Consider the following 22663-nt stretch of genomic DNA (forward strand, 5'->3'; position numbering starts at 1 on the left):
CGTCATTCGTCATTCGTCATTTGTCATTTGTCATTTGTCATTCGTCATTTGTCATTGGTTATTTGCTCCTTCTGCTTCCCCTGCTTCCTCATCTCTCTTCAATCTATGGGAATCACATCAAATTCAGTTTTTAAGCGGACACCGACATCGGTTTCGGAGAAGTTATTCCGTTGTTGGATAGTAAATCCTAGACGGAGATTAGGTAAAAATCGGAAATCATAGAATAGTTCTAAAACGTCGGGATTTTCTTCTCCTTGATTATTTGATAATTCCTGCCCATAGCCTAAACCTAGGCGATCATTTTGGGTAAATACATCCAAAAAGCTAACGCCAAAACTATAGGTCGTCGCGGCTTCGTCAATCTCTCGGTTGATATACCGACCATAGCGACCAAAGATTCCCATATTCCAATCGGGGATAAAGTATTCAGCATTGAGACCATACGCCTCTTCCCGATCATCTTCTTCCAGTCCAAAATTATTGTCCCCGCGTGCGATGGAGAAAATTTCGTTAAATCCTGTCTCTGAACCCGCGTCGCGATCGGTGGCATAGGTGCCGCGAATAATGCCATTGCCATAGCGCAAACCCACTTCTCCAGCAAATCCATCTAAGGCAAAATCACCAATACTTCCCGATGATGAAAACGCCGCCGCTTTCGCTTCAATATTGTCAGTTAATGTCCAATTGACCAAGACGCCAGGACGAGAAGAAATTCCGGTGGCACTTAAGGCTGGATTGGTTTGAAAAACCGGATTAAAGAAATGGGTGACGCCATCTTTAGCAAAGCTATTGCGATCAAAGTAAGAGGTTAAATCGAGTTGACCGAGTACAAAACGCAAATTCGGCAAATCGGTAAACGGAGCGGTAGCAAAATAGAGTTCATTAATGTTTAATCCTTGGTTGGGAGAATCGGCTAAACCACTATCTTCGCTGGTTAAATCTAACGTAGCAGCAAATAGCGCCTTGGGAGTTAGAGGATAGACGCCAGCCAACCGCGCCCGCGCCACAGAGGAGTCACCCTGTACCACATAGCTTCCTTGAAACTGTAGGGTAGGATCTCGCAATGCTGTACTGCGTAGCAGGGAAGAGGGGGGTTGATTGGGCTGAGTTGGGTCAAACTCTGGAGCCGGAGTCGCCACTGGAGGGGGCAGGTTTGGGTTAGGAGTACCGGGTACAACGCCTGGATTGGGTGAGACAAAAGGAGACTGTGCGACTGAATTCGTCCCATTCAATGGATTGACATTGGGATTAACCCGTGGAGGTAATGCGGCTTGCGTTGACGGCTGGGCGTAAACCTGTCCTACACCTGGGTTATAGCCGTTAAAATTTGGGGAATTTGGGTTAACAGGTGCGGGTAAAGGAGCTTGATTTTGCGGTAAATAGGAAACCTGTCCTATACCTGGATTATAACCGTTGAAACTTTGGGAATTTGGGTTAACGGGTGCAGGTAAAGGGGCTTGGTTTTGCGGTAAGGCATAAAATTGCCCTGTCCCTGGGTTATAACCATTAAAATTTTGGGAATTGGGATTAACAGGTGCAGGTAAGATGGCTTGGTTTTGCGGTAGATAGGAAAACTGTCCTACACCTGGGTTATAGCCATTAAAATTTTGCGGATTTTGGTTAATCGGTACGGATTGGACGGCTTGATTTTGGGGTAAGGAATAAAACTGTCCTGCACCGGGATTATAGGGATTAAACCCAACTGGAGTCTGAGTGGGTGGCATTGACCCAACTTGGGGCATTTGGGGAATGAAAGCAACCTGCCCCCCGCCAACGTTATAAGGATTTGCCCCCATCGGGACTCCCATGGGTTGTACTGGCACAAGGATAAAGGTTTGAGGCAGATAAGGAACTTGTCCCCCGGCTGGGTTGTAGGGATTACCTCCTAGAGGCATTCCCATAGTTTGGACAGGAACTAAGATGACAGGTTGAGGCAGATAAGGAACTTGTCCCCCCCCTGGATTGTAAGGATTTGCTCCCCCAGGAAAGCCCTGAGTTGACACAGGAATAAAGTTAGGAGTGGGGACAAAATACGAGGGTTGTCCTCCAGGTTGATTATAAGGATTGTTACCCATAGCTGCCCCAGTACCGGGCATAGGAATAACCGTAGGCGTTTGGGTTCCATAAAGGGACTGTCCCCCAGGTTGGTTATAAGGATTGTTACCCATAGCCGCCCCAGCATTGGGCATAGGAATAACCGTAGGCGTTTGGGTTCCAGAAAGGGACTGTCCCCAAGTTTGGGTATAGGAGTTGGGATTCATCGCCGCCCCAGTACTGGGCGTGGGGATGGTGTTGGGTGTTTGAGTAAAGGAAGAGGGCTGTCCCCAAGTTTGGCTGTAGGGATTCACGCCCTGGGGTTGCACATTCGGTGAAATGAGAGTGGGAAAGGCAGGAAGCTGTCCTGAGTTAGATCCCGTAGAACCCAGAGGAATAGAGTTTGTCGGTACAGGGAGGGGAGATGAATTTTGTAACAGAGTTGGAAGCTGCGCCACCTTTACGTCGAAGGTATCCCTAAACCGGACTGAGGTTTCAATGGCAAGGGGTTGGTTACAGGTGGTTGAATCGTGACAATTCTGATCAGAGGACAATTCGGGAGTCAGAGGGTCTTCCTGAATCGTCAAGGGTTGGTGAGCAGAGTTTAAAGCGAGTTCTGATAAACCCGACTGAGTTGATAGACTGGCTTGAATCGGGGGATTGGGGATGGCGGAAGCAATACGGTTGGAATATGTTCTAGTTTCTACCTCTTCTGTTCTTGCTGTTCCCCTATCTTTTGCCCTATCGATGGGGGCAGAACTATTGTGGTTATTTTGTTGTTCCTCGTGTCTCGCTGGAACGGTTTGGTCAAGCGTTTCATTCGTTTTCGCCGCTATAGCATTGGCTTCAACAGCTACGACTGAAGGGTTAGAATTCAGGCTTGTCGATAGAGTAGTATCTCGTCTTGAGACATACTCCACCTTTTGGGCAGAGACGGACGCTGGATCTGGATGTTCGTTTAGTTCAGAACCCGATTTATGCAGGCGATCGGCTTGATTCAGAGATAATTGGAAATCACCGGACGGTTTTTCTTCTCCAATATCTTGCCGATTGGCGACTTCTGAGCCAGGTAGAGTCGCCTGAGCGGGTTTAATTTCAAGTAATCCTAGCGTCCAGAAAACAATAAGTGATCCAATACTAAGCAGATTAATCCATAGCAGCGGCTTAAGCAAGCCGAATCGTTGAGAATCAGGGACTATTAAGTTCATTACCGGAGTTCGTTTGACCGATTGATGTTTGCCCTGCACCCTGTCGCCACTTTAGCAAAGGAATTAGTCCTTGGCGATTCATATAACCTTGGTTGAATGAAGGTTGAATCTTGTCTTATAGATAATGGAGGATAGCCAGTGACGCTTTTTGATTATAAACATCCACCTGCTTTAGCTAAAACCACTCGGTTACGTCTGAATTCCAGAAAATTGACAGGTCAATTCCCACCATATTTTTTTAGGGTACTCTTGGCGCAACCGTTCATCTACGAACTAATCCTCACCCGAAAATTTTGCCGAGTCAATGATAGTTGACTAAACAATTCAAGGGCGTTAATTCGAGAAACGTTTAGCTGTAAATAGAACGGTTTGGGCAAAGCCTGAATCCGTCCCCTAGTAATTTCACTCAAAGGTACAAGGCATTGAGCGCCCGAAGCCTAGAGTGACTATTCCTGCGCTCGTTGCCGAAACAGCGATCGCGTTCTCATCAACCTCCTTTTATCAAAGGTTCAATCAGCTAACGGTGTTGGCTGGTGCAGCACTATAACAGATGCAGATACTTTGACTTTACCGAATGGGTACTCATTTTGTAGACCGTATTTTCACGGATTTTTTGCTTTTAGAGCAAAAATTGCACCCCTGAATAATTTTTAGCTAATCTGGCGATGGGTTACCTACGCTGTAATTTTTCATTCAGCCTGGGATGAATCACCAGCCCATATCTAGTTTAATACGTCTGTTGAGAGAGGCTCCATAACCTTTGGGGAATTGGAGTTGCCAGTGAGCATTCCTCTACAACTACGTCTTAACTTCTCAGTTTTAACATATTGAAAGAATTTGCCAAGGGGGTAGATACTGTAACGATTGAAAGCCTGGAAGACCTTGACGGCTAGCGTATCGATTTACTATAGTGCAACTATTCGCTGATGAAAGAATAATAAAGAGGAGGCAGAGGTGGGAAGATTGAGGAGATTTTTCGTTAATGGAAGAAAAAATTTCACCCTAAAAAAAAGGGTAGGTTTTACCTCTAAACTAGGGAAAAAAATCCCTATTAATCCCTGAACCCGCCCCTACCAACCAGATTCCATCCAGCGTCTAGAAGGGTCAAAATGCTGGAGGGATGACAAGCTCTTCGGAAAGGTAGTTAGAGCTTGCTGCACAAAGCCGTGGTGTTCTAATAGAGTTCAATTTTTCTACTGGCGTGGCACAGCTAAAATGGTGGAATAGATTTGACCATTGAATCGGGCGCAAGTCTTTGCGCCCCTACGGTTTCCGGGCGTAATTCTAATTCATCAAATAAGGTGTGCCACGCCACTACACCCTACACCCCACACCCCACACCCCACACCCCTTCAGGAGGAGCCGTCAACGCCCAACTCCGACATAGCGGAACCCAGCGTCTTCTAGCACGTTAGGATCAAGGAAATTACGACCATCAATAAGCACGGGATTATGCATCAGCTTCGCCATCTTGCCATAATCCAGACTCTTGAATTGTTCCCAGTCGGTGACTAATACCAAAGCGTCACAACCATCTGCCAAGCGATCGGGATCACCTTCTACCTGCACACCAGATATACCGTGACTCATGCCACTGGATGAAATAATCGGATCATAAGCTTTAACTTTTGCGCCCAACCGATTGAGATTTTCAATCAGAATCAATGCGGGAGCATCGCGCATATCATCGGTATCCGGCTTAAAGGTTAATCCCAACAATCCCACTGTTTTCCCTTTGAGGATTTTGAGTTCTTGCTGGAGTTTTTCCACCGCAATTAAACGTTGACGTTGATTGACACTTACCGCTGCTTTCAACAGTTGAGCATCGAACCCATAATCATCCGCTGTATGAATCAAGGCGGAGACATCCTTGGGAAAACAGGAACCGCCCCAACCAATCCCCGCTTGCAGGAATTTACCCCCAATGCGAGTATCTAACCCAATCCCTTGGGCGACTTGAGTCACATCCGCGCCCACGCGATCGCAGATATTGGCGATTTCGTTAATGAAGCTAATTTTGGTGGCTAAAAAGGAATTGGAGGCATATTTGACCATTTCCGCTGAACTCAAATCCGTCACCACTACCGGAACCGGGGGTAGGGATTTATCTTCAGCAGGTTCCCGCTTCACAATCGGCGCATAGAGTTCCTGCATCATCGAAATAGCGCGATCGCTATTACTGCCCAACACAATGCGATCGGGGTTAAAGGTATCATAAATCGCTGATCCTTCCCGCAAAAACTCCGGATTACTCACCACATCAAACTCAACGCTTGTGTCTGACGTCGTACCTCCAGAGGACTTCTGGTGATCAGCGACACCATCCATGACGATCATTCGTACCCAATCCCCAGAACCAATTGGCACCGTTGACTTATTCACAATCACCTTATAGCCCCCATTCAGGTGATTGCCGATCCCACGGGCTACGGCTTCCACATAGCGAGTATCACTTTCACCATTGGGTAATGCTGGCGTTCCCACCGCAATAAACAAAATCTCGCCATGAGCGACACCCCTCGCCAAATCTGAGGTAAACTCCAAACTGCCCGCATTACTGCAAGCTTGCATCAGTTCAGATAATCCCGGTTCATAGATGGGCGACTGTCCAGATTTCATTAATTTGACTTTTTCTTCATTGTTATCCACACAGATAACATGGTGTCCGATATGGGCTAAGCACACCCCGGTTACTAAGCCAACATATCCAGTACCAATAACACAAACACGCATGAGCTGATCCTCTCTGGTAGATGGTAAGACTCAGGGCTATCTAGCGGATTGATTCGTGTGCTAGTAGATCCCCTTGAGTTAATACTGTAGTCGCTTAACCGGAAACCAGGGAATACCCTTCAGCCGTTAAGCGATCGCGGAAATCTGCTATTGTCGTTTTTAACCCCTCCTGTAAAGGTATAGTCGGTTGCCAACCCAATAACGTCTTCGCTTTCGTAATATCCGGACGGCGACGTTGCGGGTCATCTTTCGGTAAATCCTTAAAGATAATTTCTGTATCCGGATTGACCATTTGTTGCACCGCTTGAGCCAGTTGTAAAATTGTATACTCATCCGGATTCCCCAGATTAATCGGTCCGGTATGCTCATTATTCATCAACCGAATTAATCCTTCAACTAAATCCGACACATAACAGAAACTGCGAGTTTGTGAACCCTTGCCATACACCGTTAGGGGTTCACCCTTTAACGCTTGCACCACAAAATTACTCACGACACGCCCATCATTTTCCAGCATCCGAGATCCGTAGGTATTAAAAATGCGGGCGACCCGAATTTCTACACCATTTTGCAGATGGTAATCAAACGCCAGTGTTTCCGCCACTCGCTTCCCTTCGTCATAACAGTTGCCGCAAAATGCAACTCGTCCATGGCGACGTACACACACCACATGATTCTGCACATTAACGCAGTAAACATTGCCAGCATATCGAAATGGCTCTGGGGTGACTAAATGAGCGTCTTTTATCGGTCGAATATTCACCCGATATAAATCACGACCTACAGCATGAGACACAACAGACGCCGCATAACCGCAACGCATGGCTAACTCTTGGACATCATCAGCCAGTTGTTTTGATTTCGTGTAATAAACATAGCCATCTCCGCGCTGGGAACCATCTCCCATGATTAATGCCTTAAACAAAATCAGCGACTGACGCTTGGACAACGATAAAAACTGGCGCGGAATATATTTATCACCCGACTTACCCAGAGGACATAAAATCTCCGCCAGTTGTTTACTACAAATCCGGAATTGGTGGTCATCTGATGAGAAAAACTTAAAGCCGAGGTTGTTTAAACAGTGGGTTATTTTAGCTCGACCCTCTGGATTTTCTTGGGCAATCAGGATGTTATAGTCAGCCACCTCATAGTCACGTCCACCGACAACTCGTCCTCGTCGTCGGACATGAACACAGCCTTCAGAAATATAGTAACCGAGGAATTCTAACCAATCATCCATCCGAATTCGCTCGATGCTAACCTTCGCGTTTTCCGGTGCAGTTCCCAGTTCAAACCATTCTGGTTCTTCTCCCTGAAACTCACCCCCGGTAGGGACACGCCAAGAATGCCAATGTCGGTCTTCATCCGCACGCAAAAATTGCAATTTTCCGGTTTTACTGCGTACATACATCCAGTGATTTGGCGTTACACACAGATCGAATTTAGCATTGGCGAACCGGAGCAAATTACCCACGTAAGGCTGCACAATATACTCATCCGGGACGTGATACTCGACTTGATTATCGGGATTAAGAGTCGCCACTCGCACTCCGGGCTGTAATTGGGGAAAAGGAACCCAGCCATTTTCCGTTAAAATTTCAGTTTCAGCGTCGTAACAACTGCGGGGTCCAATTGGATTAACATTTCCTCGGTATTCTTCGGGTTGAGGATGAACTTCCGGATCACCATACACTTCCGAGGTTGAAGCTAATAAAAATCTCGCCCCTACCCGCTTGGCTAACCCCAACATATAGAGGGTACCCATAACATTGGTTTTAATCGTCTTGACAGGATTGTACTGATAGTGTATTGGCGACGCCGGACAAGCCAGATGGTAAATTTGGTCAACCTCGACGCGAATCGGTTCCGTAATATCGTGGCGGATCAGTTCAAAGTAAGGATGATTCAGCCATTTGACGATATTTCGCTTGGTGCCAGTATAGAAGTTATCCAGACAGAGAACTTCATGACCTGCTTCCATTAACCGATCAACGAGATGGGAACCAATAAAACCAGCACCACCTGTAACTAGAATTCTCATAGGTGTTTCAGAATAGTAACGATCGCGTAAGCTTTAGTGCGGTAAAGTAGCAAGCTCTACCATGTTACATTGAAACTCATACTGGCAAGTCTTCGCCATGCTTAAAATCGCTTAATTCCTTTCAGGACGTGAAATTGAGACAAATTCAACGCCCAACCCCTGACAATCGCTCTTGCCTGTGGTTATGATATTGGTTGAACTTTCTTAACACAACTAGATCTTAGGCAAACGAACGCGGTTTAGGGTGCAGGATTTGAGCGTTGACGTGCCATACCTCAAAAGTTTTAGCTGATTCGCTAACAAAACTGCCAAATTTATTTTGGCTCAAAGGTTGTCGCTCGATCCTCACGGATCGAAGTGAGGCTGTAACCTGGCACAACGTTGCTGGGAGGTTTCCCTGAGCAATCCTCTGGCAATTTTGCCGTCAGAGACATTAACTTCGGTGCTTGAGTTGTATCTACCTGCTTGAACATAATTTATGCTGCTAGAGACTTTAAACTCACCAGAGTCTGTCCTCGCTCCAACTGATACGTTCAGTACCGGGAAATTAGAACTGTGGTTTCAGCCCGTTTATCAAACTCAGACTGGTGCGGTATTACACAATGAAATACTCCTACGTTGGCGAGACGAAGCCGGAAATCTGCACTTACCCCAGGAATTCTTACCCACGTTGTCGGATAAAGGACAACTGCAAAAGGCTGATCGCGCCGTCATTCGCAAGGCGATAGAACTCTTAGCGGAACAGCCGGATCGATGCTTGTCGATTAATCTTTCAGGAGAGGGATTAAATAACTTTGAACTAATCGAATATATTGAAACCCTCCTGGATCAGTCAGGAGTTGACCCCAAGCAACTGAGTTTTGAGCTAACCGAATCAACCATCGCCAAAGATTTTCCCACAATTCGGGCATTTGTCCGCGAACTCAAAAGTCTCGGTTGTGCGATCGTTCTGGATAACTTTGCCAGTCGCGAATTAACGCTGTTTCAATGTCAACAACTAGCGGTTGATTTGGTAAAAGTGGATGGTCAACTGATCCAACGCCTAAAAACAGAACCGAGTAGTCGTGTCTTAACCAAAGCCATTCTCGAAGGTATTCAGGCGCTGAGTCAGGTGGCGGCTAAATTTGTCAGCGATGCGGTTACCCAATCACTCGTCGAAGAAGTCGGGATTGATTTAGTCCAAGGACACCATCTTAAAACCCCTAGTCCAGCACCCGATTGGACGGAACTGGTTCGCCCAGAGGAGGAACAGGATTCACCCACGGCTGAAGTCCAAAAATCTACTCAATCCTGGCGTTTCCTGGTGGGAACGGGGTTTGTGGTGCTGGGATTAGGGGCAGTTGGTGTGGGGATTGCCTCCATTGGCTATCGCCTCAGTCACTTAGTTGTAGACGGTAGCACGATTAACGGGCGAATTGTGCGGCTACAAGCGCCAACTACGGGAAATATTCAAGCATTTTACGCCCAGCCAGGGGTGGTTGTGAAATCAGGACAACTTCTCGCCCGGATTAGCCAAGAACCCAGTCCCCAAGAACAAGAAGCCCTACTCCGCCTAGAACGTGCCCAAGAACAAGAACAAATCCGCAATCAGCTTGAAAGTCTCGAATTACAAGGACAGATTCAGGTGAATGCAACTCAGCTAGCATCGGCAAAACAGTCCCTAGCATTACTGAAAACGCAGTTACAGCAGCTAGAACGTCGAGATCAGGCGGTGCGCCAAGTGGATGTAGAACTGGGCTTAGAGTCGATTAAAGAACAGCAAGCTGTAGTTCAAGCGGCACAGGCAAAAGCTGAAGCTGCCCGATTAGATTACCAACGGTATCAAACCCTATTAGAAGCAGGGGGTGTATCCGCACAGGAAACGGATCAGTTGCGCTTAGTCTGGCAATCGGCACAAGCAGAAGTCCAACAAGCCCAATCTGTCTTGGATGCGACGCAAAAGGCAGTCAATGCTGCCCAAGCGGGTATTGCTCGCAGTAATCGCAATAATATTATGGGCGGGGTTCTGTCCGATCAACGGATTAGTTTGCAGCAGACGATACAACAGCAATCGGTTGTAGTGAATACGATGGAAGCGCAATTGGCTAAACTCAAGCAGCAGCTAAATAACAGTCAGTCTCTCCAAAAAAATGCTCCTTCTCTGGTCAACGATCTCAAACAACTGCAAAGCGAACGGAAAGTGCAAAATGTGTCAGCCCCCTTTGCGGGTGTTGTCTACACAGCGGAACGGGAACAAGGCGAACAGGTTAATCAGTTAGAACCAATTGTTACGTTGCTTGATTGCAATAATCTGTGGGTAGAAACCGTGGTTAGTGCTGAACAAGCTAGTTCAATTAATACCGATAAACCTGTGACTGTAGGATTAGCAGGTTATGCAAAAACTGTCAAGGGTGAAATTGACCTGATTCAGCCAATTAGTAATATGCAGCAGCTTAATAAGTTGACCCAGGTTCAAGCCCTACAGCCTGCGATTCCGCCTAAATTAGTAGGACAACCGTTGACGCGGATTACTGTGCGGATTCCACCACCACCGCAACATGAGAATTCCCAACAGTTTTGTGGATTGGGACAAGCAGCGAGGCTAACGTTTCCTAAGAAACTTTTTGGTAATCGTTGAATTGGGATTTATATCTCAATTTTTTTTGTCTGTATTCCCTTGATTGTAGGTTTATAGGACTTACGCAAAGGCTCTATAGGTAGGGTGTGTTAGCGTAGCGTAACGCACCTTAACCAATATATAAGTGGGTGGACACAATTAAAGTTAACGGTTGAGATTAGGGAACAGAGAACAGGGAACAGGGAACAGTAAGGGTTTGAGGACGATTTGCCAAACTTAATACAGTACCGTTTTCTTTTGTCCGACTACTTATGGTGTGGCTGCGTAAGTCTTGGTTTAGTTACATCTTTTGTGAGGTAAAACATGATAACCGTAATCTCACTCGGTCAGGGCGGGTTTAGTTACATCTAGGTGAGGTGACAAATGATAATAGTAAAATTCGCCCCTACACACAATTAAAGACGCGCTTTGGAAGCGTCTCTACACCCCAAAACTCTATAGCAATTCTAAATAGGTTGTGAAAAATAAAAAAATAGAAAAAAGCATTGAAACTCTTTCCCATTGCCCATTGCCCATTGCCCATTCCCGAAAATTATCAGATTTTTGGACACGACTCACATAGGATTGCTATATGATTCGATTATTTCGTTGGCAAAACATCTCGTCCTATCTCAATTGGTTCGCCCTGCTGTGTCTTTCCGCCTTCGGTTTTATTGGCTTCTACCTGCTGCGTAACCCAGAACAATTAGACCTATTAGGCATATCCGGTTTAATTAGTATGGGGCTGATTGGCATTTGGCGATGGTCATGGTGGGCGCTGCAAGTGATTCGTTCTCGGATTTATCTACATTGGGTTTTTCCCCGGTGGCGCAAACAAGCCGATCGCATTCCCCTGGATAAGTTACCGCCTGTTTGCTTATTAGTCCCAACCTATAAGGAAAAACCTTGGATCACGGAACGAGTCTTCCGAGTCATCGCCCAAGAAGCCCAAAGCCTCTCTCATCCCCTGACACTGCTGGTTACCAGTAGCAGTGATGCAGAAAATGCTGCCATTTTAAAGGTACTTAAATCCGTTGATCCGGAACTCAGTTGTATTCGCCTAATCCAAATGGTACAAACCGGGGAAGGGAAGCGCAAAGCCATGGCGGATGGATTACGAGAATTAGCGCGTTTAAATCTACCCCAAAATGCCGTTGTTGGTTTAATGGATGGCGATTCTGAACTGACACCTGGAACCTTACGTCGCTGTTTGCCATTTTTTCGCCTATTTCCCAAAATGGGGGCGCTGACAACAGATGAGTTACCCATTGTTGAGGGATCGTATCTATTTTCTGAGTGGTTCCATTTACGCCTATCCCAGCGTCATTATCAAATGTGTTCGGTGTCCCTGTCGCAAAAAGTGATGTGTTTGACAGGACGCTTTTCCCTATTTCGGGCGGAGGCGGCGCTGCATCCCACATTTGCGGATCAGTTAGAACTGGATACGTTGGATGATTGGTTGTGGGGACAGTTTAAATTCCTCTCCGGCGACGATAAAACGACGTGGTATTGGTTACTGCGTCGGGGTTACGATATGTTGTATATCCCCGATGTGATTGTCTATTCCATTGAGACGATTTCTGGGTCATTAATGGATCGCGCTTACCAGAATATGCGCCGCTGGTATGGGAATATGCTGCGGAACAGCGATCGCGCGATCGGTTTGGGTCCAGGTAAAGCGGGATGGTTTATGTGGTACTGTCTCCTGGATCAACGGATTAGTTACTGGACGACTCTAATAACGCCGGGTTCGTTATCAATTTGTTTAGTTCAAGGGTATTGGTTAGCCGCTGGACTAATTCTATGTTGGATTCTTTGTACTCGACCGATAATTTTAACCATCATTTTCTGGGGACGACAATCTCGGCTGAAACCGATTCATTTACCCGTCTTTTTAATCGCCCAGTGGAGTTCCTGTATTATCAAAATCTGGACTCAGATGAACCTTGCTCAACAAAAGTGGTCAAACCGAGGAAATCAAAGTATTTCAGCCGCCGGATCGGGGTTGGAACGGTTGGTTAAAGTGAGTGTGTCTCGTTTTCTTTATGTCTCCCAGTTATTTGGTTTTGTGATTATTTTATGTTGGTTTGCCAGCCTTCTCAGTCCCTTACAAGATGTGGCAGGTTTATGGTCAAATAGTAGCTGGGCGATGAGTCAATCGGTTCCCCCTCAAATTATTGAAGCGATTGATCATGGGATTATTCCCAATGATGGTCAAGATGATGCTAAATCCCTCCAGGCGTTAATTAATCGTCTGTCTGGTGAAGACCCAGTACAGATTAATTTACCCATTGGTGAAATTGATTTATTTTATCCCATTGAAATTAATCGCAGTCACACGATTATTAAAGGGCAAGGAATGCGGCGAACGATTTTACAAGCGCATATCAGTAAACCTGATACAGAAGCTGTTCTGGTCATTCGACCTCGTGAGCATCGTTTGACCGAAAAAGCAGAGTCTAATCAGAATCGGATTCAGGATATACATTTGAGCGGGTTTACACTCCGAGAAAAATCATCCAACTCAACTGAGGATATATCTGCTATTAGTAGTGTAATTTTGAAAAACGTAGTAGAGTCTTCGCTGAGAAACCTTGATTTATCAAATAGTAGCGATCGTGCTTTAATTCTGCGTAATACGGAGGATGTAACTGTCGAGTATGTGTTGCCAGAGACAGCTTTCAAGAAAAAGGAATAAAAAGAATCTGATTTTCATATTCTTCAGGCTGACTACACAGAATGAAGAGTTCTAAATCATCAATAATCTGTCCAATCGGAGCCGTCGCGATAACCTCGACAACTCCAGGCATCGGTAGACCCTGATTGATGCGATCATAAGCATACATGGTAATGGTTGCTACGTCATGAGTGAGCAAGATGCGCTTCTCGTTGGCAGCCCATTCAAGGATGGTTGCATCATCAGCGTGCATCAGCCCTACATCCTGCACACGGACTACATCAAGTCCGGGCAATCGTCTGATCAGCCCACGCAATATGGCTCCGTTAAAGTTTTCGTCAGTCAAAAGACGCACTTGATATCAACTCATTGGGTATTGATGGCGAGTAAGGAGACGTTGCCTCAGATTAACCAAGTTATAGTTTTGAGCCAGTTCCTGTCTGTGCTGTTGAGCTTTTTGGCGACGTTGTTCTAAGTAGTTATCAATTTGCTGGCGATGGGTGAGGTAGTAAGTGATAGCCGCGTAAATCTCTGACAGGTGAAGCACATCGTACTGGAGAGCAATCTCTTCGGGAGTGGAGCCAGTGTGGTAGGCGGCGAGTAAGCTGTCAAGGGTGACTCGGCTTTGACCAATACGGATACCTCCGGCTTCATCCCATCGTAGGGGTGGAGCTGTAGCTAGAAATTCAACTGGAATACTCATGAGATAGTCTTTCTGGCAGGACTTGACTCTTTTCCTAGCTTACTCTACTGGCACACTTTTACCAATAAATCGTGGTTGTAAGCGCACAGGGCTGCTCCCATTTCCAGTCTGCAAAGAATAGCTATGGGGTAGGTTAAGTTAGAAACAAGTCGAGTTAGGATTAGAGAATAATCCTACACCGTAGACACTTCTATGGTCAGACGAATAAATCTATTTCTAGTTGCACTTGCCCTTGTGGGTGTTATTGCTGCGGGGCAGGTGCAGGCGCTGCTGGCTCAATCGGTATCAGATTCACTCGTTACCATTCAAGATCAGCAACTTATTCAAGTTCAGAGAATCGAAGTTACTGGTAGCACCATCTTTGGTGAAGCGGAATTTAAACCAATCATTGAACTGGTGGAAGGACGCACTGTGACTATCGAAGAACTTAGAAGAGTTGCTGATGCCATTTCCCAACTGTACATAGAACAAGGCTATATTACTTCCAGAGCAGTTATCGTTGAAGAATCTCTAGACAAAGGAGTTGCGGAAATTCGGGTTATTGAAGGAAGTTTGAAAGAGATTCAGGTTGAAGGTACACGACAGATTGAAGAAGATTATATCCGCAGCCGCTTGCGGCGTGGTACTGGCACACCTCTCAATGTCACTCAATTGGAAGACGAATTACTGTTACTACGGGCTAACCCACTATTTGAGAATGTTGAAGCTAGCCTGAGAGCAGGAACTGAATTAGGTCAGAGTATTTTAATTGTTCGAGTCACTGAGTCATTTGACCCTATTCGTAATCGTCTTCAATTTAATGAACATAGCTCATCAAATATTGCTAATGCAAGTCTATTTGAGCGATTACAGCTTAGAGAATTCAGAGTAGTAGAGCCTGCTATTGAGAGTGAAGTTTCATTCCAATACCCAACAGAATTTCAAAATAGTGAAATAGTAAAATATGTAAGAATCTTAAACCAAATTAAACAAGATACTGGTGTGAAACCTGCTTTTATTTTTGCTAAATTATCACCCAATTATTTGTCTGAAATAAGAATAGAAAAAACCAAGCACAAAAACGAAGTTATAGAACTTTTTTTGCTGACATATCAGGGGAAAATCATCCGCAAACGGGTACTAAATGCGACACTCGAAGTAGTAACAACAGAGGCAACAAAATTAAGAAGATCAATTACTAACCCCATCCTACGAAGGACTACCGGGTATTTGCAGCCAGCTCAACAACTCTATAATTGGTTGATGGCTCCTTTGGACGAAGAATTAAACACCCAAGGTATTCAGAATATTACCTTCATCATGGATGCTGACTTACGTTCTCTGCCAATTGCGGCACTGCATGATGGTAAAAAATTTTTGGTTGAGAAATATAGTCTTGGTTTAACACCAAGCATATCTTTAACAAATACAGATTATGTTGACATTAAAAACGCTCCTGTTTTAGCTATGGGTATTTCTGAATCTAGTGAACTAGCTAAGTCCCTAAATCTTAATCCTCTGCCTTCTGTTCCATTGGAAGTTAAAACTATTGTCGAGTTGCGAGGAGGACAATATTTTTTGAATGAAAAAGTTACCCTCCCCTCTCTCCAGTTAGAAAGCCAAGATGCATCAATTGTGCATTTAGCTACTCATAGTGATTTCCAACCTGGATCTTTAGAAGATTCCTATATATTACTATGGAATGAGCTATTGCGCTTCGATCAACTGCGCGAATTAAATTGGAGTAATCGAAGTTCACCAATAGAACTATTGGTGCTAAGTGCTGATCGCACTGCCGTGGGAGATGAGAAAGTGGAGTTGGGCTTGTCTGGATTAGCAGTACAAGCAGGTGTTAAGTCGGTACTAGCAAGTCTTTGGTATGTTAGCGATGAGGGAACAATGGCACTGATGATCGAGTTTTATCGGCAATTGCAAACAGCTCCGATTAAAGCAGAAGCCTTACGACAAGCACAGCTTGCTATGCTGCACGGGGATGTGCGCCTAGAAGGGGGAAATTTATGGGGAACTAGACAACCTGTTCCTTTACCTCCCAGATTAAATGATCAAGATAATAAATCTTTCACTCATCCTTATTACTGGGCAGCATTTACTATGATTGGTAGCCCTTGGTAATCTCAATGACTTGAATTATTAATTGTTTAAACATACTTCTGAGAATTCTGGATGAGTTACAATATAATCTTGAAGCCAATCACAGCCTTGCTCCAAGAGTTTATCTAATCCAAATTGTTCAAGACGCCATAGCTTTACCCTACCATTCTCTCCCACAGCAGCAATACGCTGTCCATCTGGACTAAAACTTACGCTCATAATCTTGCCGATATCTCCCTTTAATTTAGCAATGGGTTGCCCAAAGTGGTTCCAGAGTCTCACTGTACCATCTTCCCCTGCTGTCACAATTTCTAGCTCTGGGCTAAAACTGACACTGCTAACCCACCCTTGATGACCTTTAAATTCAGTTATCTGCTGTCCAGAATTGTAATTCCAAAGTCTTGCTGTGCCATCTGCTGATGCTGTTGCAATGTAGTTTCCTTCCATGCTAAAACTCAGGCTTAAGATTGCATTTTGATGACCTTCTAATTTTTGAATTTGCTGACCAGAGAGGTTCCAAACCTTGACGATGCTGTCCTCCCCTATTGTGATAATTTGCTTACTATCTGGACTAAAGCGTACAGCAAAGATCCGTCCTTGCTGACTATCTAAATTAGTTAACGCCTCTCCGGAAAAGTTCCAAAGTTGGGTTATACCATCTTCTCCTGCTGTGGCAATATACTTTCCATCTGGGCTAAAATGTACACTTGTGACCCATCCGGAGTGACCGTCTAACTTGGCTAACTCTTCTCCGGAAAAGTTCCAAAGTCGGGCTATGCCATCTTCTCCTGCTGTGGCAATATACTTTCCATCGGAACTAAAGCTCACATCCCAAATAGTACCTTGATGTGCTTTAAATCGATAAATTTCTTGTTCCGACAAATTCCAAATTTTTATAGTCCCATTTACTCCTGCCGTAACTATTTTATGCCCATCAGGACTAAAATTTATACTGGTAGTTCCATTCTGATTAGTCGTAAATTCTGAATCGAATCTGGCAATTTTTGGCTTGGAAACGTTCCACAGTCGAGCAATCCCATCGCTACCTGCGGTGATAATTTGCTGTCCATCGGGGCTAAAACTAACGCTAAGAACTGCCCCCAGATGACCCCTAAACGGTTCAGATATCTGCTGTCCAGATAGATCCCAAAGTCGAGTTGTACCATCTTCTCCTGCTGTGGCAATATACGTGCCATCTGAACTAAAGCTGACACTCAAAACCAACCCCTGATGACCTGTCAGTCGAACAAACTGCTTTTTAGATAAATCCCAGAGTCGGACGATGCCGTCTTCTTCAGCAGTAGTAAGATATTGTCCATCAGGACTAAAACTGACACTGAAAATTGCCTGACTATCACCTGTTGTCGATAGCTCACTAATTTTCTGCCCCGATAGATTCCAGAGTTGAACCGTGCCATCTTCCCCAGCCGTCGCAATCTGCTGCCCGTCAGGACTAAAACGTATGCTAGTCACACTATTTTGATGCTCCCCAAAAGGCTCACCTATTTGTTCTCCAGACAAGTTCCAAAGAATTCCTGTGCCGCTTTCTCCTGCTGTAGCGAGATACTGCCCATCTGGGCTAAAATTTACACTCAAGATGGCGCTTTGATTGGTATTCCATTCTTTAATTAATTGTCCAGAAATATCCCATAGTTTTACTGTGCCATCGGTAGAGACTGTGGCGATGTATTGTCCATTAGGACTAAAACGCACAGACCAAATCTTATCCTGATGCCCCGTTAACTCTTTAATTAACTGTCCTGATGAACTCCAAAGTTTAGCAATACCGTCCTCTCCAGCCGTCGCTATATATTTCCCATCAGGACTAAAACTCGCACTCATCACCCAACCCCGATGACCCTGCAACTGGTTTCGTTCCCGAATATTCTCCAAAATTGACTGTAACGCCCTTACTGGACCAACAGCCGGATAATCTTGAAGTGAACGACCATCTTGCACCAGCTTTTGTAATTCTCGCCCACTTCTCATGACAGCCAGTAACGCGGCAAGTTCTCCCGACTGAAACTGTTGCAAAGCGAGTGTTGAAACTTGCTCTAATTGGCGACCTACTTCCGCTTCATCCAGTTTTTTCTGGGCTAGGTTATACTCAGTTTCGGCTTGCTGACGTTTCGCTTGAGCCTGTTCAAAGGCTCTCTCTGCCTGTTGTTGTTCTCGCTGGGCGCGTTCTGCCTCTGCTTGGGCTTCTGTCTTTTCTTTTGTCGCGGTTTGTAGTCTTTGTCGTGCCTCTTTCTCCTTTTGAGTCACTCTTTGCAGTCCTTGCCGTACTTCTTGTTCTTTTTGAGTGACTTGTTGCAATCCTTGTTCCGCCTCCGTTGCTCTTTGAGTGGCAATTTTCAGTCTTTGTTGTGCCTCTTTTTCTTTTCGGTCTGCTTTTTTGAGTTGTGAAGATTTATTTTGTACGTCTTGAGTAACTTGAACAAGATTGGTTTGAGCCGCTTGTAGGTTTTGCTGTATTTCTTGGGTCTCGAGTTGAGCGGCTTTTCTTTCTTCATCTGCCTTAGTTAAAGCTATTTCCTTCTGGTTTATTTGAGTCAGGCTATCGTTTAATTTGACACTTGCTTGAGTTGCCCAGACACTGATACTGACTAATCCCAAAATAGAGAATGCCATAACTGTAGAACTGGTCTGAATTCGCTGTGTTGCTTTTCGTTTAGCATCCTCCAAGATACGATTCGCCTGTTCAACCCGCTTAAGCTGGGCTTCAGCAAGTAATCGCTGCTCTTTTTCCCGTTTCAATTCTGCTAAGTTTTCCGCTTTTTGCTGCTGACGAATAAACTCAACCAGATAGTCATGAACCAATTGATAGCGGTTAGCTGGAGATTCGGGAATCTCAAATACTAAGCCCGATGTCACCAAAATCTCTAACACTAAATCTAAATTATCGGCTAGAGTTAAATCCGCTGCTAGTTCCCCACGAGTTTTCAGGGGTCGAGTGCCATTCTCGTCAGTGAGCAAATATAAGACTAACTCAGCCGTACTTTTATTCTCATCACCACAATCGTGAATAATCTCCTCTAGATACCGTTCGACTAATCTCTCCTTAGAACCAACCTGATGATATTTCTCTAACGTGGTAATGCTATCGGTTTGTAACTGCGCCCCTACCACCTGCAACTCAATTGGACGCACCTCACCCACTTCTGCGGCTAACTCCTTAACTAACCGATTAATTAATGCTGTCTCTAGGTGGAATTGAGAATTTTCGGTCAAACTGTAGATAATGGCTCGTGCATCATCCGGTGAAAAATTGCCAAAATAGAAGAGAATATCTTTATCGAGAATATTATTGTTAATCGCCTCCAGCTTTGTCCGGCGACATCCATCCAAGATTAAATGTAGGTAATCCTCCCGTAGCGATAAGATCACCTTAACAAAGGGCACATTTAAGCAATCGCGCATAAATTCAAAAAATAATCGTCGCTGATCTGAGTCTTGCCAGGAAAAGAAAAATTCTTCTAGTTGGTCAAAAATTAGCACTGTGAGCAGATTTCTGGATTCATTATCCTGTAACTGTTCAAGAATAGCGGCTGAATCGCCTTCCCTAGTTAATGACTCCATCAATGGTGTTTCTATCTCTTGTTCCCCCAAACCTTTCGCCAAATTCTGACCCAACATCCTTACCCAATCGGTGTACACTCGAATATAGATCGGTAAAGGATCACGAGTGTTAATCACCTGCTGTTTAAGTGCTGGGACTAACCCAGCCTCTAACACCGAGCTTTTACCCACACCGGACTGACCATAAATAACAGTGAGCTTGTGCTGAGTGCTGCTAATTCGCTCAATTAAGCGCTTGACATCCTGTTGACGCCCAGATGCCGTAATTTCCGAGGGGATGGACTCGATTACCGGAGACTGCAAGCGACTCGCGCCAATGAACGCCCGAAATCCATACTGTCGCTCAATCAAACGCTGGTCTTGCTTAACGTGAAAGGCTTTGAGGTAATTGCCTTGTTCAAAATAAAGCGATCGCAGTTGTTCTAAAATCTGAATGTAACGCGGTGGGTTATCCTGGGCATGACTTCCGCTTCTGGCACGTTCCAAACTGCGAACAGCCAAATCCAATTGACCAAGCTGCTGCTGCGATCGCCCTAAGAGTAATAAGTATAAACCCTGATGCCGTCGTTGCTGGATAGGAACCTGATCCAGAAGTTGTAACGCTTGCTGCGCCAGCTTATGGGCATTTTGCCCCTTTGACCGCGCTAACGCCACCTCTGCCAAAAAGCCGTAATCTTGAGCTAATAGCACCAAAGTCCCATAGGTTTGATGTAGGGTGATGGACTTCTCGGCTAACCGTTGTAGTTCATCCCAGGATTCCAAGTGCTGCAACACTTGAGCCGATTGATTAATGAACTTAGCCATTAACTCTGGAGATTCAAACACCTCCATCCCCTGCTGGAAATACCGTAGCGCTTCTTGCCAATGATGCTGACGTTCCCGGCGTTCTAATTCAGCTTGGCGACAATAGCATAATCCGATATGGAATAACACGAGTCCGGCTCTCAATTTAGAATTCCTGGTACTGTCTCCTCCCTGTTGCCAAAACTGCAAACTCTGCTGATATCGGGTTAACGCCTGATCAATGCGATCGCTCTCGTAGTCAGCTCGCCCTAAAACAAACTGTAGACTGGCATTAAGACTGGGTTTGAGGTGTAAACCACTGCTGGCTGAATCCAGTTCCAGACGATAACCCGTACCCAGAATCGCCTCATTAGACAGAAACTCACTCCCACCCGCCTCTAGAACCGCCGTAAACACCCGCTCCATCTGTTTCCAGAGAAAATCACTCAATGTGTCAGATGCGATCGCAAACTCGGTTATTGTCGCCCAACTCTCAAAATCTGGGGCTAATCGAATCAGCTTTTGCAGTACCTCATCATTCACCCACCAGACGATGGGGAAATGAAAATTTTTGCGAAACTCTTCTCGCACTTGGTTCGCCGCCGTCAGGAGGTAATCAATATCTTCAACGGCGTCTAACCCCAATATCATCAGTGCAGCAGGCTGTTCATCCCCCAATTCCGCCTGAATCCTTTGGTAGAGCCGCTTAACCGATGCTTGAAGCTGGATAACGCGAATCTTCACGCTGACTAACCCTTGCAGTTGCTGCACCATCTGGGCTTGCCAACTGACAAAATTACAGCGTGCCAAAATTAGCGAAAATTCACCCAAAGACGACTCAATTGCCCAGGCTAAATCTGCCAAGGAGTTCTCGTAGTCAGCACTTTCATCAGGTTGGTATAGCTCATTCATAGCTGAAGTTGTTTAGCTTCTAGCAAAATGGGATTGATATCAAACCAAGACCCATCGCGATCGCGGTACTCAAATACAAACATACTGCGAATCAGTCTGTTATAGTTTTCGTCTCCACTCACCTGCTTACTTTGTGCCACTTGACGCAGTAAATCCCACTCTTGGTCATCAATTCGCAGGCTTAACTGATTACGACGTTCTCGAATTACATCGTCCAAACGCTCCCGCGACAGGGGAAGTTGTTTCTCTAGTTGTATCCAACGATTCAGCAACCTCAGCAAATTTCGGACATGACCGCCACTAACGTGACATAATCGATCCAAGGTTTCCGGATTATCAAATATCTCTGGTATTGCCTGTAAACGCTGCTGTGGATCAAAATCTGGAAACGCTCTAGCTAACACCATCTGACGCAGTAGTTTCATCCCTTCCGCACATTCGCTACCATCCCGTAACCGCACTGACACCATAGGCAACACTTTGGGATCGCCGCCAAAGCGTTCAGTGAGCCGTTCAGCATCATTGGAAAAAATCAGCGCCAGGGGTATCGTATAAACGACATGGCAACCCAATTTGCTCAACTGTTCTCCCCGATCCACAAACAGGTATTCAGGTTGAGGACGCCCGGAAGGTTTCTGAGTATTATCGACACGATCCAGATTATCCACAATCACGACTAGCCCATTTTTTCCCTGGCGATTCAGGGCTGCGATCGCGGGTGTCAATAGTTCCTGATTAAGACACTGGAGAACACTACTGGTACGCGGTTCTAGATAGTCCCTCAGTTTATCCCGGAGTTTCGGAGCCTCTTTAGTTTTTGCCGTCAGTTTGCCAATAACCAACGATAGTTCAGCCTCGGCTGATAGCTCTATCGGTGTTTGCAAAAAGTCACCAATATCTTGAAATAGTTTAGTAAAATAGCTAGGTTTGAGATTAATTTTTACCTCTTCCAGACTTTTACTCACTTGACGAGCAATCGCCAATAAAATATCGCTAATATCAACATCTCCCATTTCCAAGTCTTGAGAGGATTCAAAGTAAACCACATAAAACCCTTCCCGTTCTAACTCAGCCTTCAAGCGCAGCAACTCAGTAGACTTGCCGCTACCGATATGTCCAGTGAACAAATCGCAGGTTGCCTCGTCAGCCGAGAAAAATGTAATTTTATCGAGTAACTCTTCGATAAGTTTGCCCCCACGCACTGTTGAAAAATCAGTGTAGTATTTTTGATCCTGTATGTTCGTGATATCTAGAGTTTTGCTCGGATTCGTTGCCTTATAAAAGTTTCGGACATCCAGCATTT

At 45.2% G+C, this 22663-nt stretch carries 10 protein-coding genes and 1 pseudogene; 3 read left to right on the forward strand and 8 right to left on the reverse strand.

The genetic code is table 11. The features are described 5' to 3' along the window. Positions 1 to 98: 98 nt before the first annotated feature. From RIC07_RS23720 to RIC07_RS23735, 4 genes and pseudogenes are all read right to left on the reverse strand, one after another. Positions 99 to 3242: a hypothetical protein gene (locus RIC07_RS23720; protein ID WP_446396661.1), complete on the reverse strand. Its 3144-nt coding sequence runs from the start codon at positions 3240 to 3242 to the stop codon at positions 99 to 101. A 1365-nt stretch (positions 3243 to 4607) separates the two neighbouring features. Then, complete coding sequence (locus RIC07_RS23725) at positions 4608 to 5975, reverse strand: UDP-glucose dehydrogenase family protein (RefSeq protein ID WP_446396662.1); 1368 nt, start codon at positions 5973 to 5975, stop codon at positions 4608 to 4610. 94 nt (positions 5976 to 6069) lie between these two features. Further along, on the reverse strand, positions 6070 to 7389 hold the full coding sequence (locus RIC07_RS23730) for a GDP-mannose 4,6-dehydratase (protein WP_446396715.1): 1320 nt from the start codon (positions 7387 to 7389) through the stop codon (positions 6070 to 6072). A 194-nt stretch (positions 7390 to 7583) separates the two neighbouring features. Further along, positions 7584 to 8019 (reverse strand): annotated as a pseudogene (locus tag RIC07_RS23735) (GDP-mannose 4,6-dehydratase); the annotation flags it as partial. A gap of 478 nt (positions 8020 to 8497) precedes the next feature. On the opposite strand from RIC07_RS23735, the gene RIC07_RS23740 reads away from it, so the two are divergent. Next, positions 8498 to 10636, forward strand: coding sequence for an EAL domain-containing protein (locus RIC07_RS23740; RefSeq protein ID WP_446396663.1), 2139 nt, complete (start codon positions 8498 to 8500; stop codon positions 10634 to 10636). A 571-nt stretch (positions 10637 to 11207) separates the two neighbouring features. After that, complete coding sequence (locus RIC07_RS23745; RefSeq protein ID WP_446396664.1) at positions 11208 to 13313, forward strand: glycosyltransferase; 2106 nt, start codon at positions 11208 to 11210, stop codon at positions 13311 to 13313. On the opposite strand, the gene RIC07_RS23750 is transcribed toward RIC07_RS23745, so the two are convergent. Both RIC07_RS23750 and RIC07_RS23755 read right to left on the reverse strand, forming a co-directional pair. Then, on the reverse strand, positions 13297 to 13647 hold the full coding sequence (locus tag RIC07_RS23750; protein ID WP_446396665.1) for a DUF5615 family PIN-like protein: 351 nt from the start codon (positions 13645 to 13647) through the stop codon (positions 13297 to 13299). The genes RIC07_RS23745 and RIC07_RS23750 overlap by 17 nt on opposite strands. A 6-nt stretch (positions 13648 to 13653) precedes the next feature. Next, entirely contained in the window at positions 13654 to 13995 is a 342-nt protein-coding gene (locus RIC07_RS23755) for a DUF433 domain-containing protein (protein ID WP_446396666.1), read from the reverse strand. Between the two features lie 192 nt (positions 13996 to 14187). Between RIC07_RS23755 and RIC07_RS23760 the strand changes: the two genes are divergently transcribed. Beyond that, positions 14188 to 16107 (forward strand): CHAT domain-containing protein, encoded by a 1920-nt coding sequence (locus tag RIC07_RS23760; protein WP_446396667.1) that lies wholly within the window; start codon positions 14188 to 14190, stop codon positions 16105 to 16107. An 18-nt stretch (positions 16108 to 16125) separates the two neighbouring features. On the opposite strand, the gene RIC07_RS23765 is transcribed toward RIC07_RS23760, so the two are convergent. Together RIC07_RS23765 and RIC07_RS23770 are read right to left on the reverse strand one after the other, a co-directional pair. Next, the gene (locus RIC07_RS23765; RefSeq protein ID WP_446396668.1) at positions 16126 to 21360 is read right to left on the reverse strand and encodes a WD40 domain-containing protein; all 5235 of its coding nucleotides are present in this window, start codon (positions 21358 to 21360) and stop codon (positions 16126 to 16128) included. After that, the gene (locus tag RIC07_RS23770; protein ID WP_446396669.1) at positions 21357 to 22661 is read right to left on the reverse strand and encodes an ATP-binding protein; all 1305 of its coding nucleotides are present in this window, start codon (positions 22659 to 22661) and stop codon (positions 21357 to 21359) included. Before RIC07_RS23770 ends, RIC07_RS23765 begins: the two co-directional genes overlap by 4 nt. Between the last annotated feature and the right edge of the window lie 2 nt (positions 22662 to 22663).

The sequence above is a fragment of the Coleofasciculus sp. E1-EBD-02 genome (assembly GCF_040218245.1).
Taxonomy (GTDB): domain Bacteria; phylum Cyanobacteriota; class Cyanobacteriia; order Cyanobacteriales; family Coleofasciculaceae; genus Coleofasciculus.